We start from the raw sequence: 15,371 nt of genomic DNA on the forward strand, positions 1-15,371 counted from the left end.
GCTCACGCGCCGGCCAGCACCAGCACCGCCGCGACGTCGATGCCGTGCGCACGCAGGACCCGGACGGATTCCGCGGCGGTCGCCCCGGTGGTGAGCACGTCGTCGACGAGGACGGTCGTACCCGCCGGCAGGGGATCGATCCGACGCAGCCGGATACGGCCGCGCAGGTTGTCCCGGCGGTCCCGCGCATCGAGTCCGGCCGAGTCTCGGGTGGTCGGCGCGGTGACCAGGGCGCTGATCACCCCGGCGCGCGGGCCGATGCGTCGCGCGGCGACCCGCGTCATCGCGGTGACCGGGTCGCCGCCGCGTCGACGGGCGGCCAGGGTCCGGGTGGGCGCCGGGACCAGATGCAGCCGCGGGGCGTCGGGGAGCTCACCCCAGCGGGCCAGGGTGATCAGCGCCGAGCCCAGCACCGCCCCGAGCGGCTCGGCGAGACCGCGACGTTGATGCTCCTTCAGGTCGAGGATGCCCCGTCGCAGCGGACCCCGGTAGCGGCCCGCCGCCCACACCGGGATGTCGATCGGCACCCGGGGGCGCAGTTCCACCGGGGCGTCGTGGGTTGCTCTCGCGCATCGCACGCACCAGTCCTGGCCCTGCGCGCCGCATCCGGCGCAGCGTCGGGGCAATGCCAGATCGGCGCCGTCGACGACGATCTGACGCAGCGTCGCATACAGGTCCGAGGTAGCCGACACGGGCGCCAGTGTGACAGGCGGCCGGCGGTGACGTGCCGGCCCGCACCGGCCCATCGGCACCGGGTGTGGAGGGCGGGTGATCTGGGGATCGCGGCGCATCTCCAGCGGCCGTCCGACGGGTCCGACCGGCCCCGTAGAGGACCTTCGTCCCCTCTTCGGCGGGAGATTGTGACGCACTGATCGGAAACATGGCCGCGGAGCGAACATCCGACTACGGTCGAAGGTACAAGAGGTTGACAGGTCATCGCGGACCGCGGGGATGTGGTTCGCGCGGGAGGTGAGGCCATCTGCGTCATGGGTGCCGACCGTCGGTCGGTACTGACTCGGTTCCTGCTCCTTCACTGCCGGGCGAACACCAGAATCGTCGAATACGCAGGGCGCCAACAATTTTCACATCCTCTTGGGCGTCCGAGGTTCGATCCGCCGGGTTCGCGGCATCGTGGGGGCGCACTTTCCAGGAGGTAGTTGAATGTCATCTGTCATCCACCGCAAGGGCCAGCGCGAATCCAAGGTCGCCGCGGTCGACGACTACGACAACGATTCCGCATTTGTCGTTCCCCCCGGGACCGTCGAGTCGGAAGAACCCGCCGAACCCACCGCGACAGTGGTGTTCAGTGGTCGCAACGTCGACATCCCTGACCATTACCGGATTTACGTCGGCGACAAGCTCGCGCGACTCGAACGGTATGACCCCAGCATCATTCGCTTCGACGTCGAGCTGAACCACGAACGCAACCGTCGGCAGTCCAAGGTCTGTCAGCAGGTGGAGATCACCGCGGCAGGCAAGGGCCCGGTGGTCCGCGCCCAGGCGCACGGCGAGAACTTCTACTCCGCTCTCGAGTCGGCACTCGACAAGATCGAGTCCCGGTTGCGTCGGGTGAAGGACCGCCGCAAGGTGCACTACGGTAATCGGCGTCCCATCTCGGTGGCCGAGGCGACCGAGGTCGGCGCCCCACCGCTGAAGGACAACCAGCTGTCGGTGGACGGGCCGCTCCCGGATTCCGCGGAACCGCAGTGGGATGACGGGGTCGCCGAGCGCACGCCAGGGCAGATCGTTCGTGTCAAGGAGCATCAAGCGGTGCCGATGACCGTCGACGACGCGCTGTACGAGATGGAACTCGTCGGACACGACTTCTTCCTGTTCCATGACAAGGAGACCGACAAGCCCTCGGTGGTCTACCGGCGGCATGCATTCGATTACGGCCTGATCCGTCTGGCCTGACCCGATCGAGCCGAGGACTCGCTGGTCGGCACACCGGCCGATCAGTTGGTCCTCAGGCGACCTCGGTACCATGAGAACCGGTCTGTGCGCTGCGCAGGCCGGTTCTCCACGTTTGTCGACATGAGTTAGGGACTCGATCCACGGTGCTGAACAAGCTGCTGCGCGTCGGTGAAGGCCGCATGGTCAAGCGACTCGATGCCATCGCATCGCACGTCGAATCACTCTCCGACGAGGTCGAGGCGCTCAGCGACGACGAATTGCAGGCGAAGACAGCCGAATTCAAGGAACGCCACGCCGACGGCGAGTCGCTCGACGAACTGTTGCCGGAGGCCTTCGCGGTCGCCCGGGAGGCGGCCTGGCGCGTGCTCGACCAGAAGCACTTCCACGTGCAGATCATGGGTGGCGCGGCCCTGCACTACGGCAACATCGCCGAGATGAAGACCGGTGAGGGCAAGACCCTCACCTGTGTGCTGCCCGCCTACCTCAACGCCATCTCCGGCGACGGCGTGCACGTCGTCACCGTCAACGACTACCTGGCCAAGCGCGACTCGGAGTGGATGGGCCGCGTCCACCGCTTCCTGGGCCTGGACACCGCGGTGATCCTCACCGGGATGACCCCGGACCAGCGTCGCGAGGCCTACGCCGCCGACATCACCTACGGCACCAACAACGAGTTCGGCTTCGACTACCTGCGCGACAACATGGCGCATTCCCTCGACGATCTCGTCCAGCGCGGCCACACCTTCGCCATCGTCGACGAGGTCGACTCGATCCTCATCGACGAGGCCCGCACCCCGCTGATCATCTCCGGCCCGACCGAGGGATCGAGCAAGTGGTACGTCGAGTTCGCCCGCATCGCGCCGCTGCTCGAGCGTGACGTGCACTACGAGGTCGACATCAAGAAGAAGACCATCGGTGTCCACGAGGCGGGCGTGGAGTTCGTCGAGGATCAACTCGGCATCGACAATCTCTACGACACCGCGAACTCGACGCTGGTCAGCTACCTGAACAACGCCATCAAGGTCAAGGAACTGTTCCACCGCGACAAGGACTACATCGTCCGCAACGGTGAGGTCCTCATCGTCGACGAGTTCACCGGTCGTGTGCTCGACGGCCGGCGCTTCAACGAGGGCCTGCACCAGGCCATCGAGGCGAAGGAACGCGTCGAGATCAAGGCCGAGAACCAGACCCTGGCGACGATCACCCTGCAGAACTACTTCCGCATGTACGACAAGCTCGCCGGCATGACGGGTACCGCCGAGACCGAGGCCGCCGAGTTCGACCAGATCTACAAGCTCGGGGTGCTGCCGATCCCGACCAACAAGCCGATGATCCGCAAGGACCAGGGCGACCTCATCTACAAGACCGAAGAGGCCAAGTTCGCCGCGGTCGTCGACGACATCACCGAGCGGCACGAGCTGGGTCAGCCGGTGCTCATCGGTACCACCAGCGTCGAGCGGTCGGAATACCTGTCACGCCAACTCAAGAAGCGCGACATCCCGCACAACGTGCTCAACGCCAAGTTCCACGAGCAGGAAGCCCAGATCGTCGCCGAGGCCGGACGCACCGGCGCGGTCACCGTCGCCACCAACATGGCCGGTCGCGGCACCGACGTCGTGCTCGGTGGCAACCCCGACATTATCGCCGACATCCGGCTGCGCAAGGCCGGACTCGACCCGGTCTCCACCCCGGATCAGTACGAGGAGGCGTGGGAGGAGGCCATCGAGACCGCGCGTACCGACGCCGCCGAGGAGGCCGAGAAGGTCCGCGACGCCGGTGGTCTCTACGTGCTCGGCACCGAACGGCACGAATCCCGCCGCATCGACAACCAGCTGCGTGGCCGGTCCGGCCGTCAGGGTGACCCCGGCGAGTCGCGGTTCTACCTGTCCCTCGGCGACGAACTCATGCGCCGATTCAACGGTGCCGCCCTCGAATCCATCATGAACCGGGTCAATCTGCCCGACGACGTGCCGATCGAGGCCAAGATGGTCACCAAGGCCATCCGCAGTGCCCAGACGCAGGTCGAGCAGCAGAACTTCGAGGTCCGCAAGAACGTCCTCAAGTACGACGAGGTGATGAACGAGCAGCGCAAGGTGATCTACGCCGAGCGCCGCACCATCCTCGAGGGCACCGATCACCGGGAACAGATCCTGGAGATGATCGCCGAGGTCGTCGGCGCGTACGTCGACGGCGCGACCGAGGTCGGGTACGCCGAGGACTGGGATCTCGACGAATTGTGGTCGGCACTGAAGACCCTCTACCCGGTCGACCTCGATCCGAAGGAGGTCGTCGGCGAGAACGAGTACGGCGAGCGTGACGACATCTCCGCCGAGGAACTCAAGACCATCCTCATCGCCGACGCGCAGGCCGCCTACGAGGGCCGCGAAGAGCAGATCACCGAGGTCGCCGGTGAGGGCGCGATGCGTCAACTCGAACGCACCATCCTGCTCAGCGTCCTCGACCGCAAGTGGCGTGATCACCTCTACGAAATGGACTACCTGCGCGAGGGTATCCACCTGCGGTCGATGGCCCAGCGTGACCCCGTCGTGGAGTATCAGCGCGAGGGCTACGACATGTTCAGCGGCATGCTCGAGGGCCTGAAAGAGGAGACGCTGCAGTTCCTGTTCAACGTGCAGGTGCAGACCGAGGCCCCGCCGGTACCCGCACCGGCCGCCGCGACCCGCCGCGAGCCGGCCCCGGCACTGGCCGGTGCCGCCGCCGGGAACGGGTCCGCGAATACCGCCGCGCGTCAGGCACCACCGGCACTACGGGCGGTCGGGGTGTCCGACTCGGCCCCGGATGAGTCGGAAATCAGCTACTCCGGTCCCGACGAGGACGGATCGACCGTCGTGCACAGCGAGGCCGACGAACTCGAGGATCCGGCACTGGTGTCGGCGACGCGGCGTGAGCGTCGCGCCGCGGCCCGCGCCCAGGGCAAGACCACGGGTGGCAAGCCGCCGAAATCCAAGAAGAAGCGCCGCTGAGGGACGCCCGCGAAAAAAACTTCGCAACGGATGGAACCGAAAGGGCGTGCGCTGCGTCCGATCTTGCATGACGCGCACTTTCATCCGGACCCAGCAACCCCCGGCACCGCACGCCGCCGCCGACCCAAGGCCTGATCGCGACAGACCTGATCCCGACGGCCCGCCCGTACGACTGGAGATCGTCCCGGCGCCGGCGTGTGAACCCGTCGGCGTGCCCAGCAGCGCCGGCGACACCACCGCGGTGCTCGCGTCGGCGCCACCGCCCCCGGTTGCGCCGGCGCGGCGGGCGCCCGTCGGCGTACCGGCGGCGACGATCGAGGCGCGTCGCTTCGCCATCGCGATCATCACCGCCGTGTTCGAGGTGATCGACCGGCGACGCCCCGCCCATCACCTCGAACCGGTGATGTCGGCGCACCTCGTCGAACACGTCGACACGTTGGTGCGGGCCGATCTCGCGCATACCGATCCGGCGGGCGTCGGTGAGGCGGCACATGTCCGGCGCGTCCACATCCAGATGCGCGATGCCACCACCGCGGAGATCTTCGGCAGCTACGAGCGGGGACGCCGGGTGCGGGCCTTTGCCGGCCGGATCGAACGGGTGCCGTGCCGGGTTCGCCAGGCGCCCACACGCAATCGCCCCACGATCCCGGTGCGCGTCGCATACCGTTGGCGGCTGGTGGAATTCGCGCTCACGTGAGCGTGGTCTAGAGGCCCGCCCCGGACGGGGAGACGAGGATCTTCACGGCGGTCTCGTTGTGATGGAGCAACGTGTCGAATCCGTCGTCGACGAGGTTGTCGAGGCCGATGCGTCCGGTGATGAACGGTGCCAGGTCGATTCGGCCCTCCTCGACCAGTCGGATCGTCGCCGGATGACTGTTGACGTAGGCGATGGTGCCGCGCACGTCGAGTTCCTTGAGCACCAGTCTCTGCATGTCGATCGATCCGGGATGGCTCCAGATCGACACCACCACCGCCACGCCCCGGGGTGCCAGGGCATCGACGAGGGCGTCCAGACCGGGCTGGACCGACGTGCATTCGAAGCCGACATCGGCGCCCCGACCGTCGGTGATCGCACGCACGCGCGCGGCGACGTCCTCGGCGGACGGGTCGATCACATGGTCGGCGACCTTGGCGTCGAGTGCCTTCTGACGGCGCAGCGAACTCGGTTCGCTGATGATGGTCCTCACCCCTTCGGCCTTGCACACCGCCGCGGTGAGCAACCCGATCGGTCCGGCCCCGGTGATGAACGCGGTGTCGCCGCTGCGCGCACCGCTGCGTTCCACGGCGTGGAAACCCACCGAGAGCGGTTCGATCAGGGCCGCCTGATCGAGCGGGATCGTCGGCGAGATCGGATGTACCCAGCGACGTTTCACCACGATCTTCTCGCCCAGCCCGCCGCCGCATCCGCCGAGGCCGATGAAGTTCATGTCCGCCGACAGGTGATAGTCGTGACTGTCGGGTCCGGTGTCGACTCCCTCGCCGATGATGTAGGGCTCGACCACCACGTGATCGCCGACCGCGACGTCGTCGACGCCGTCGCCCACGGCGTACACCACCCCCGACATCTCGTGGCCGAGCGTCACCGGCGCGCTTTCCCCACTGATCGGCTGCGGATGCCCGGCCGGTGGGATGAAGATCGGGCCGTCGGCATACTCGTGCAGGTCGGTTCCGCAGATGCCGCACCAGGCCACGTCGATGCCGACGGTGCCCGGTGTCACCACGGGTTCGTCGATGTCCTCGATCCGGATGTCGCCGCGATCGTAGTAGCGGGCTGCACGCATGGAGATCTCCTTTGATCGGGTGCGGCGCTCGGCGATGACCACCGCATCCCCGGAGTCAAACCGCCGTCGCGGCGGAGAGTCAAGCGTTGCCGGGAGTTGCAGCGGGGGCTGCGACGGCAACCGCTCGCGAAGGGAAGTGTGAGACATGTCCTAGGATCGGCGACGTGGTCAATCGGCTGTCCCCGCGTGAGGCGATGTACTACTTCATGGATCCGACGGGGGCCACGAGTCATCTGGGCGCACTGCTCGTCGTCGACGAGGCGTCGTCGGAGCAGGCCGATCAGACACCCCCCGTCGATTACCCGTCGCTGGTGTCGCTGGTGGAGAACCGACTGCAGATCGCGCCGCGCTACCGGCAGGTCGTGTGCCCGGTGACGCTGGGTCTGGCCCGGCCGGTGTGGGCCGACGACCCCGATTTCGACATCAACTTCCACATCCGGCGATCCGGTCTGCCGCGTCCCGGTTCGATGGGCGATCTCGCCGATCTGATCGCCCGGGTGATGTCGCGGCCGCTCGACCGCTCGCGGCCACTGTGGGAGATGTATCTGATCGAAGGTCTCGGCGACGGCGGCCATGCCCTCCTCACCAAGACCCATCGATGCCTCGTCGACACGTACGGGCCGGAGATGTCGGAGGTGATCACCGACGAATCGGCGCAGGTCCGCCACCTCGATCCCGACGTGTGGATGCCCGGCCATCCCCCGGGCGCCGCCGCGCTGGCGATCGGGGCGGTCGCCGAGGCGGTGTCGCGTCCCGGTGAGTTGTTCGAGTCGGTCGTCGCCGGCAACGGTGTCATCGGCGGGGTCCGCTCGCTGGTCGGTTTCACCGTCGACCGGGTGGGAGACCTGCTGGCCCAGGTGACCGACTCGACGCCGTCGAGCCCGCTGGACGCACCGGGAACCTCGTCGCAGATGTTCGCGGTGGCCTCGGTGCCCCGGCGGGACTGCGCGAAGATCGCCGAGCGGCACGGCTGCACGGTCAACGACGTGGTGCTGGCGATCATCGGCGGCGTCCTGCGGCGGTGGCTGCTGTCCTACAACGTGGCCGCCCCCATCACCGACACCGTGCGGGTGGAGATCCCGTTGACCACCCGCGATCCCGGGGTGATCACCTCCGCCGAAGCCGGTGATCGGTGGGTCGACGTCGGCGCGCCGGGTTTCGTCACCGATCTGCCGATCGGGGAGGACAACCCGACCGTGCGACTCGCGCAGGTGGCCGGGCTGGCCGATCGGTACTCGCAGTCGTCGCGGCGGGTCACCCAGGGGCCTCGCCCGATCCTGTCGGAGCTGGGCGTGGTGCCCTTCCCCGAGCTGGGTTCGTGGGCGTTCCGGTCGTGGGGAAAGCGCGGTTACAACGTCCCGATCGCCATCGGGGCCGCACCCGTCGCCGATCGGTATGTGTTGGGGCGCAAGGTATCCGGCATCTACTCGATTCCCGGGCTGGTGGCCGGGCATTCGCTGTCGATCGGCGTCGTGGAGTATGCCGGAGCGTTGCGGTTCGCCTTCACCGCCGACCGGGGCGTCATCGCCGACCTGCCGGCGCTGGCCGACTACGTCACCGAGTCGTTCGAGGAACTCGTCGGTGCCGACTGACCCGGACCGGCGGCCGGTCGGGGCGTCTCCTACGCTGATCGGCGTGTGGCGCAGCGGCGGCGAGTGTGACGAGGTGTGGCGATGAGGGTCTATTTTCCGGCGACGTTGACGATGCTGACGGCGCTGCAGTCGACGGGGGAGTTCACGCCGGTCAGTGGCACCGGGTTCGCACTCACCCCGGCGCTGCGGGAGTCGTTCCTCGCCGGCGACGACGAGGAACTCGCCGAGGTCGCCATGCGGGAGGCCGCGCGGGCGTCGCTGCGGTTGCTCGCCGACGATTCCTCGGAGCTGCCGATCCGGCGGGTGGTGGTGGCCGCCGACGTCTCCGATGCCACGCTGCGGCCCGATCTCGACGTCGCGGTGGTGCGGGTGGCGGGCCCGATCCCGCGGACCTCGATCGCCTCGGTGCACGTCGACGGCACCGACGCCGAGCCGGCGGTGCGGACGGCCGTCGAGGTGATCGATGCCGCCGATCTCGGTGACGAGGACGCCGAACTCGCCGTCGGCGACGTCGAGGACTTCGATCTCGCCTGGTATGCCACGCAGGAGCTGCCGTTCCTGCTCGAGTTGCTCTGAGTCCTGCTCCCCGGACCGCCATCGCGGATCAGGTTTCGGTGGCGTAACCTACGGGTGCGTAGGTTACGCCTCGATCGTCGGTCGGGGCGCACGGATCGAGAACTAGAGGACGGTGATCGATGGGCATCCGGGATCGCTTCGAGGCGCCGGTATCGGGAATCGCGGCACGCAGCCGGGCCGGCCAGTGGGTGCGCGCCGCCGTGGCGCGGATGACCACTCCGCTGCTGCCCGACGACTATCTGCATCTGGCGAATCCGCTGTGGTCGGCGCGTGAACTGCGCGGCCGGATCGAGTCGGTCACCCGGGAGACCGATGACACGGCGACCATCCGCATCCGGCCGGGCTGGGGATTCACCTTCGACTACGCCCCGGGCCAGTACATCGGCATCGGCGTCCTCGTCGACGGCCGCTGGACCTGGCGGTCGTACTCGCTCACCTCGGTGCCCGACACCACCCGGACCGACGGCCTCGTCGCCATCACGGTGAAGGCGATGCCCGAGGGATTCCTGTCCTCGCATCTGGTCAACGGACTGACACCGGGCACGATCGTCCGGCTGGCCGCCCCGCAGGGGGAGTTCGTCCTGCCGGATCCGCTGCCACCGAAGATCCTCTTCGCCACCGCGGGCAGTGGCCTCACGCCGATCATCTCGATGCTGCGGACCATGACCCATCGTCATCAGCGCACCGACATCACGCTGATCCACTCCACCCCGACGCCGGAGAGTCTGCTGTTCGCCACCGAACTCGACGACCTCGCCGCGTCCGGGATGATCGACCTGCACGTCCGCCACACCCGGGTCGACGGGAAACTCACCCCCGCCGATCTGACCACCCTGTGTCCGGACTGGACCGGGCGGGCCACCTGGGCGTGCGGGCCGTCGGGCTTCCTGGAGATGCTGACCGGGGCCTTCGATTCCGCCGGGGTCGCCGGGAACCTGCACATCGAGCGGTTCGCCCTCGAACGCGGGGCCGTGGGGGCACAGGGCGGCACGGTGACCTTCGGACGGGCCGGCCGCAGCGTAGAGGTCGACGGGGCGACGACCCTGCTCGAGGCCGGCGAGTCGGCCGGGGTCATCATGCCGTTCGGCTGCCGGATGGGGATCTGCCAGAGTTGCGTGGTGATGCTCGACAAGGGCTGCGTGCGTGACCTGCGGTCCGGCGCCGAACACGTCGAGGGGGAACGCATCCAGACCTGCGTGAGCGCCGCGGCCGGGGACTGCACGATCGACGTCTGACACGCATCGCGACCGGGGGTCGATACCGGTGTTCGCGCCGCCGTCCCCGCCGACGGGTTAGGCTCGATGGGCGACGCTGTCGACCACGGAGGAGATCCGCGTGCGAGCCGAACTGATCGAACTGACGACGACGAGCGATGTGCCGGTCCTGTCCGACGGCGTCATCACGCTGCGGGCACATCAGACCGACGACGTCGAGAGAGTGGTCGGGTACGCCACCGACCCGCTGACGATGCGCTGGGCGAAGATGCCCTCACCCTATGGCCGATCCGACGCCGAGCGTTTCATCATCGGTGCGCTGCAGGGCTGGCGGGACGGCAAGTCCATGATCTGGGCGATCGAACACGAGGGCCGATTCATCGGCAGCATGGATCTGCGGGGTTCCGGCCGGATCGTCGACATGGGTTTCGGTCTGCACCCCGATGCGCGTGGTCTCGGCCTGGTCCGTCGGGCGATGGTGCTCGCCATGGAGTACGCGGTCGCCGAGCGTGACGTCGAGGTGGTGCGCTGGGAGGCGGCCGAGGGCAACCTGTCGAGCCTGAAGGCCGCCCACGCTGCGGGCTTCACCCTGGTGGGGCGGCTGCCGGACTGGCTGGAGATGAACAGCGGCGTCGTCGACGCATGGTGCGGCAAGTGGCATGCCGGCGACAGCTTCGACCCCAAAACCACCTGGCAAGCAACGACTTTCGAGACCGAACGGTTCCGGCTGCGGCCCCTGGAGGTCAAGGATGACGAACGGATCCGGGAGACCCTCGACGACCCGATTTCGCGTAGATACCTGTTCGGTCGTCCCGATCCGCTGACGATCGAGCATGCCGCCGCCGAACGCACCCGCAAGTGGTGGACCGCCGCGTGCGGGCAGACCTGCACCTGGGCGGTCGCCGACCGCGAGACCGACAAGTACATGGCCGACATCTCGCTGTTCAAGATCGATCCCGTCGTCGGTGCCGAGGCCGGCTTCTACACCCACCCCGAATCCCGCGGTCTCGGCGTGCTCGGGGAGACGTTCCCGGCGGCGGTCCGCCACAGCTTCGATGTGCTCGGGCTGCGCCGGCTGACGATGTTCGCCGCGGACTCCAACGAGGGCAGCAAGAAACTCGCGCTGCGCGCCGGATTCCACGAGTTCGGTACCCAGCCACTCGCGGCCAGCTCCGACGGGCACATCGAGGACCTCGTCGGATACGAGTTGCTGCGGGACTGATCCGCCCCCCGGCGCGAACCGCCCGGTGGTCCGCGCCACACCTCACCATCGTTCATTGCAATGGCTGGACACCACGCCCGGCGACAACCTACGCTGTCGTAAGTTACGGAAACGTAGCCGTAGGCACGAGGGGTTTGTGCCCGCGGCGTGAGTCGAGAGGGAGCGCATGGCAATCACCGACATTCCCGAATACGCCCACCTGTCCGAATCCGACATCGAGGCCCTCGGGGCCGAACTCGATGCCATCCGCGCCGACATCGAGGCGGCGCGCGGCGAGCGGGATGCCCGCTACATCCGCAACACCATCCGCTTCCAGCGAGGTCTCGAACTGGCCGGGCGGACGATGATCGCCGGATCACGCAACCGGACCCTGTGGTGGGCCGGTGCGGCCACCCTCGGGGTCGCGAAGATCGTCGAGAACATGGAACTCGGCCACAACGTGATGCACGGGCAGTGGGACTGGATGAACGATCCCGAGGTGCACTCGACCACCTGGGAGTGGGACAACACCGACCCGTCGGCGCACTGGAAGCACACCCACAACTACATCCATCACAAGTACACCAACGTGCTGGGTATGGACGACGACGTGGGCTACGGACTGCTGCGCGTGACCCGCGATCAGCGCTGGCGGCGGTTCAACTACGGCAACCTGGTGTACAACACCCTGCTGGCCCTGCTGTTCGAATACGGCGTCGCCGCACAGCATCTCGAACTCGGCAAGAAGCGCAAGACGCCCGAGGCCAAGGAACAGTTCCGCCGCGACCTGAATGATGTCGGCCGCAAGGTCGGCAAGCAGGTTGCCAAGGACTACCTCATCCACCCGTCACTCGTGGCCGCGGCCGCGGTGGCCGTCGGTGGCGACAAGCGCTCGGCGGCAACGGCTTTCCGTAAGGCGGTGACCGCCGATGCGATGGCCAGCGCCATCCGCAACGTGTGGAGCAACGCGGTCATCTTCTGCGGTCACTTCCCCGACGGTGCCGAGAAGTTCACCAAGCAGGACGTCGACAGCGAGACGCAGGCCGAATGGTATCTGCGACAGATGTTGGGCAGCGCCAATTTCCGGTGCGGTCCGATCCTGGCCTTCATGAGCGGGAACCTGTCGTATCAGATCGAGCACCACATCTTCCCGGATCTGCCGAGCAACCGGCTCGCCGAGATCGCGGTGCGGGTGCAGGCGCTCTGCGAGAAGTACGACCTGCCCTACACCACCGGCTCGTTCCCGCTGCAGTACGCGAAGTCGTGGCGCACCATCGCCAAACTGTCGCTGCCGAACAAGTACCTGAAGGCGACCGCCGACGACGCGCCGGAGACCGCATCCGAGCGCCGGTTCAAGCAGGATCTGCCGGCCGGGGCCCGGTTGGCGTCGACCACCGATCCGATGACCGGGCGTCGCCGGGGACTGCGGTCGGCCATCAGGGCGCTGCGTGACCGTCGAAACGGGGGCCGTCGCAACCGACTTGGACGGTCGTCCCAGGTCATCGGGTCGCGGGCGGCCTGAGTGCAGGTGGCCCCGGTGGGTGTGGTGAGGGCATAATCGACGGCGATGGCAATCACCGAGATCAATGAGTACGCGCACCTGACCGACGCCGACGTGGAAGCGCTCGGCGCCGAACTCGAGGCCCTTCGACGGGAGGTCGAGGCCGACCGCGGTCTGCGCGATGTCAGGTACCTCCGCCGCACGATCCTCGCCCAGCGGGCCCTCGAGGTCACCGGCAGGGCGTTGCTGCTCGGCAGCCACAAGCGTCCGTTGTGGCTGCTCGGGACGGGTTCCCTCGCGCTGGCCAAGATAATCGAGAACATGGAACTCGGGCACAACGTGATGCACGGGCAGTGGGACTGGATGAACGATCCCGAGGTGCATTCGACCACCTGGGAATGGGACATGGTGTGTGCGTCGCCGCACTGGAAGCACTCCCACAACTACATCCATCACAAATACACCAACGTCGTCGGCATGGATCACGATGTGGGCTACAAGGTCCTGCGGGTGACCCGAGACGAGCCGTGGGCACCCAAGCGTCTGATGCAACCCATCTCCAACATCGTGCTCGCCGCGACGTTCGAATGGGGTATTGGCCTGCACGACATTGCCGTAGGCGACGTGCTCACCGGTAAGAAGTCCCGCGCGGTCGGCATTCCCCAGATCCAGGAGTTCGGCCGCAAGATCGGCAAGCAGGTCGCCAAGGACTACGTACTGTTCCCGGCCCTGACCGGACCCAATTTCCGGCACACGCTGACCGCGAACCTCACGGCCAACCTGATCCGCAACCTGTGGGCGTATGTGGTCATCTTCTGCGGTCACTTCCCCGACGGGGCCGAGAAGTTCACCGTCGACACCCTGGACAACGAGACCCAGGGCCAGTGGTATCTGCGACAGATGTTGGGCAGCGCCAACTTTCGGGCCGGACCGGCGATGGCGTTCATGTCCGGGAACCTCTGCTATCAGATCGAACACCACCTCTACCCGGATCTGCCGAGTAACCGGCTCGCCGAGATCGCTGTCCGAGTGCGCGCGCTGTGCGACAAGTACGACCTGCCCTACACCACCGGCTCGCTGTCGTTCCAGTACCTCAAGACGCTGCGGACCATCAACAAGCTCGCCCTGCCGGATCGGTTCCTGCGTGACACCGCCGACGATGCCCCGGAAACCGCCTCCGAGCGCCGCTTCGTCGGCACCGACCGGGCTCTCGGTCTCAAGACGGCCATCGCCGAGGTGCGTCGGCGTCGGCGGTTACGCCGTCGCGCGAGCGCGTAAGCGTCCCTGGGCCGCGACACCCTGGACCTCGTGCCCGCGCTCGGTGATGGCGAACCACCCCCACAGCGCCAGTCCGGCCGCGGCCGCGACGGCCCCCGCGGCGCAGACCAGTGACCACCCGCCGGTCTGATAGGCCCAGCCGCCGAACGCGGAACCGAGGACGCCGCCGGTGAAGTAGGCGACCATGTACGCCGTCGTCAGGCGAGAGCGGGCCTCGCCATCGAGTGAGTACACCGCCGCCTGGTTGGCGATCTGCACACCCTGCACCCCGAAGTCGAAGACCAGCAGGGCGATGATCAGCACGATCACCTGATGCGCACCCACCCACAGCAGGCCCCAGCTCACCAGCTGGACCAACCAGACGCCGTACTGGGTATGCCGTAGGAAACCGCGGTCGGCGAGCCTGCCGACCCGGGGTGCGGCCATCGCGCCGGCCACGCCGGCGAGACCGAACAGCCCGATCGCGGCGTCGGAGAAGTGATACGACGAGCCGTGCGCCCCGGCGAGCAGGAATGCGATCGCCGTCCACATGGCGCTGAATGTCGCCATGTTGAGTCCACCCAGCAGCATGCGGTGACGCAGGACGTTCTCGGTGCGGATCAGGGTGAAGATGGACCCCAGCACCCGCAGATAGCTGTTTCCGCCCGTCGACGTGGCCGTCTGCGGGGCCCGGAACCAGACAGCAAGGGCCATCGCGACCTGCACGACCGCGGCCACGACAAGGACCGTGCGCCACCCGCCGGCCTCGGCGATCAGGCCGGCGATGACCCGGGAGAACAGGATGCCGATGAGCAGACCGCTCATCACCGTGCCGACCACCGCGCCACGCTCGCCCGGTCCGGCGATCGCGGCCGCCCACGGGACGACCACCTGCGCCGCCGACGCGGAGATCCCGACGGCGAACACCATCACCATCAGGACCGCGTACGCAGGTGCCGCGGCGGCGATGGCCAGGCCGACGCACGAGACGATTAGCAGACCGCTCACCAGGCGTCGCCGGTTGACGAAGTCGCCGAGCGGGACGACGAGCGCGAGGCCGATCAGATAGCCGGCCTGGGTGACCGAGATGATCAGCCCGGCGGCGGTGGTGGAGACCCCGAAATCGGAACCGACCTCATGCAACAGTGGCTGCAGATAGTAGAGACACCCGGCCGACGATCCGGCGGTCAGCGCGAACAGCAGGACGACGACGCGACTCAGTCGGGTGCTCGTCGATGAGGGCGTCGTATCGATGGACGAGTGCATGTCACCATCGTGGCGAACATCGGCCATGATGAAAAGCGATAGATTTCGATATAGACATCTCGTCGGGAGATGGTCCGCGACCGGA

Annotated in this window: 12 protein-coding genes; 9 read left to right on the top strand and 3 right to left on the bottom strand. The window is 67.5% G+C overall.

Annotated elements, in window-relative coordinates; genetic code table 11:
* Nucleotides 1–2 precede the first annotated feature (2 nt).
* Nucleotides 3–692 (bottom strand): ComF family protein, encoded by a 690-nt coding sequence (locus ABLE94_RS15830; protein ID WP_348809232.1) that lies wholly within the window; start codon nt 690–692, stop codon nt 3–5.
* A 469-nt stretch (nt 693–1,161) separates the two neighbouring features.
* Between ABLE94_RS15830 and hpf the strand changes: the two genes are divergently transcribed.
* The 3 genes from hpf (at nt 1,162) to ABLE94_RS15845 (ending at nt 5,595) form a co-directional block, all read left to right on the top strand.
* On the top strand, nt 1,162–1,914 hold the full coding sequence (gene hpf, locus ABLE94_RS15835) for a ribosome hibernation-promoting factor, HPF/YfiA family (protein ID WP_348809233.1): 753 nt from the start codon (nt 1,162–1,164) through the stop codon (nt 1,912–1,914).
* Between the two features lie 143 nt (nt 1,915–2,057).
* The gene (secA, locus tag ABLE94_RS15840) at nt 2,058–4,898 is read left to right on the top strand and encodes a preprotein translocase subunit SecA (protein WP_348809234.1); all 2,841 of its coding nucleotides are present in this window, start codon (nt 2,058–2,060) and stop codon (nt 4,896–4,898) included.
* 67 nt (nt 4,899–4,965) lie between these two features.
* Nucleotides 4,966–5,595, top strand: a complete 630-nt coding sequence (locus ABLE94_RS15845) for an Rv3235 family protein (RefSeq protein WP_348809235.1) — start codon at nt 4,966–4,968, stop codon at nt 5,593–5,595.
* Between the two features lie 7 nt (nt 5,596–5,602).
* Here the strand turns inward: ABLE94_RS15845 and ABLE94_RS15850 are convergent, their stop codons facing one another.
* Nucleotides 5,603–6,679, bottom strand: coding sequence for a 2,3-butanediol dehydrogenase (locus ABLE94_RS15850; RefSeq protein WP_348809236.1), 1,077 nt, complete (start codon nt 6,677–6,679; stop codon nt 5,603–5,605).
* A 164-nt stretch (nt 6,680–6,843) separates the two neighbouring features.
* Between ABLE94_RS15850 and ABLE94_RS15855 the strand changes: the two genes are divergently transcribed.
* The 6 genes from ABLE94_RS15855 to ABLE94_RS15880 all read left to right on the top strand — a co-directional run bounded on the left by ABLE94_RS15855 (nt 6,844) and on the right by ABLE94_RS15880 (nt 14,041).
* The gene (locus ABLE94_RS15855) at nt 6,844–8,271 is read left to right on the top strand and encodes a wax ester/triacylglycerol synthase domain-containing protein (RefSeq protein ID WP_348809237.1); all 1,428 of its coding nucleotides are present in this window, start codon (nt 6,844–6,846) and stop codon (nt 8,269–8,271) included.
* 81 nt (nt 8,272–8,352) lie between these two features.
* Nucleotides 8,353–8,847, top strand: coding sequence for a DUF6912 family protein (locus ABLE94_RS15860; RefSeq protein WP_348809238.1), 495 nt, complete (start codon nt 8,353–8,355; stop codon nt 8,845–8,847).
* Nucleotides 8,848–8,966: 119 nt separating this feature from the next.
* Nucleotides 8,967–10,082 (top strand): ferredoxin reductase, encoded by a 1,116-nt coding sequence (locus tag ABLE94_RS15865; RefSeq protein ID WP_348809239.1) that lies wholly within the window; start codon nt 8,967–8,969, stop codon nt 10,080–10,082.
* Nucleotides 10,083–10,182: 100 nt separating this feature from the next.
* Nucleotides 10,183–11,283, top strand: coding sequence for a GNAT family N-acetyltransferase (locus ABLE94_RS15870; RefSeq protein ID WP_348804480.1), 1,101 nt, complete (start codon nt 10,183–10,185; stop codon nt 11,281–11,283).
* 166 nt (nt 11,284–11,449) lie between these two features.
* A complete protein-coding gene (locus tag ABLE94_RS15875; protein WP_348809240.1) occupies nt 11,450–12,784 on the top strand; it encodes a fatty acid desaturase family protein in 1,335 nt (444 codons plus the stop codon).
* Nucleotides 12,785–12,829: 45 nt separating this feature from the next.
* A complete protein-coding gene (locus ABLE94_RS15880) occupies nt 12,830–14,041 on the top strand; it encodes a fatty acid desaturase family protein (RefSeq protein WP_348809241.1) in 1,212 nt (403 codons plus the stop codon).
* On the opposite strand, the gene ABLE94_RS15885 is transcribed toward ABLE94_RS15880, so the two are convergent.
* Nucleotides 14,018–15,274, bottom strand: a complete 1,257-nt coding sequence (locus ABLE94_RS15885; RefSeq protein ID WP_348809270.1) for an MFS transporter — start codon at nt 15,272–15,274, stop codon at nt 14,018–14,020. The genes ABLE94_RS15880 and ABLE94_RS15885 overlap by 24 nt on opposite strands.
* Nucleotides 15,275–15,371 lie beyond the last annotated feature (97 nt).

The sequence above is a fragment of the Gordonia sp. VNK1 genome, from assembly GCF_040049135.1.
Classification (GTDB): domain Bacteria; phylum Actinomycetota; class Actinomycetes; order Mycobacteriales; family Mycobacteriaceae; genus Gordonia; species Gordonia oleivorans.

Coding starts and splice junctions, on each gene's coding strand:
- hpf (WP_348809233.1), top strand. CDS start 1,162: ATGTCATCTGTCATCCACCGCAAGGGCCAGCGCGAATCCAAGGTCGCC.
- ABLE94_RS15845 (WP_348809235.1), top strand. CDS start 4,966: ATGACGCGCACTTTCATCCGGACCCAGCAACCCCCGGCACCGCACGCC.
- ABLE94_RS15850 (WP_348809236.1), bottom strand. CDS start 6,679: ATGCGTGCAGCCCGCTACTACGATCGCGGCGACATCCGGATCGAGGAC.
- ABLE94_RS15860 (WP_348809238.1), top strand. CDS start 8,353: ATGAGGGTCTATTTTCCGGCGACGTTGACGATGCTGACGGCGCTGCAG.
- ABLE94_RS15865 (WP_348809239.1), top strand. CDS start 8,967: ATGGGCATCCGGGATCGCTTCGAGGCGCCGGTATCGGGAATCGCGGCA.
- ABLE94_RS15875 (WP_348809240.1), top strand. CDS start 11,450: ATGGCAATCACCGACATTCCCGAATACGCCCACCTGTCCGAATCCGAC.
- ABLE94_RS15880 (WP_348809241.1), top strand. CDS start 12,830: ATGGCAATCACCGAGATCAATGAGTACGCGCACCTGACCGACGCCGAC.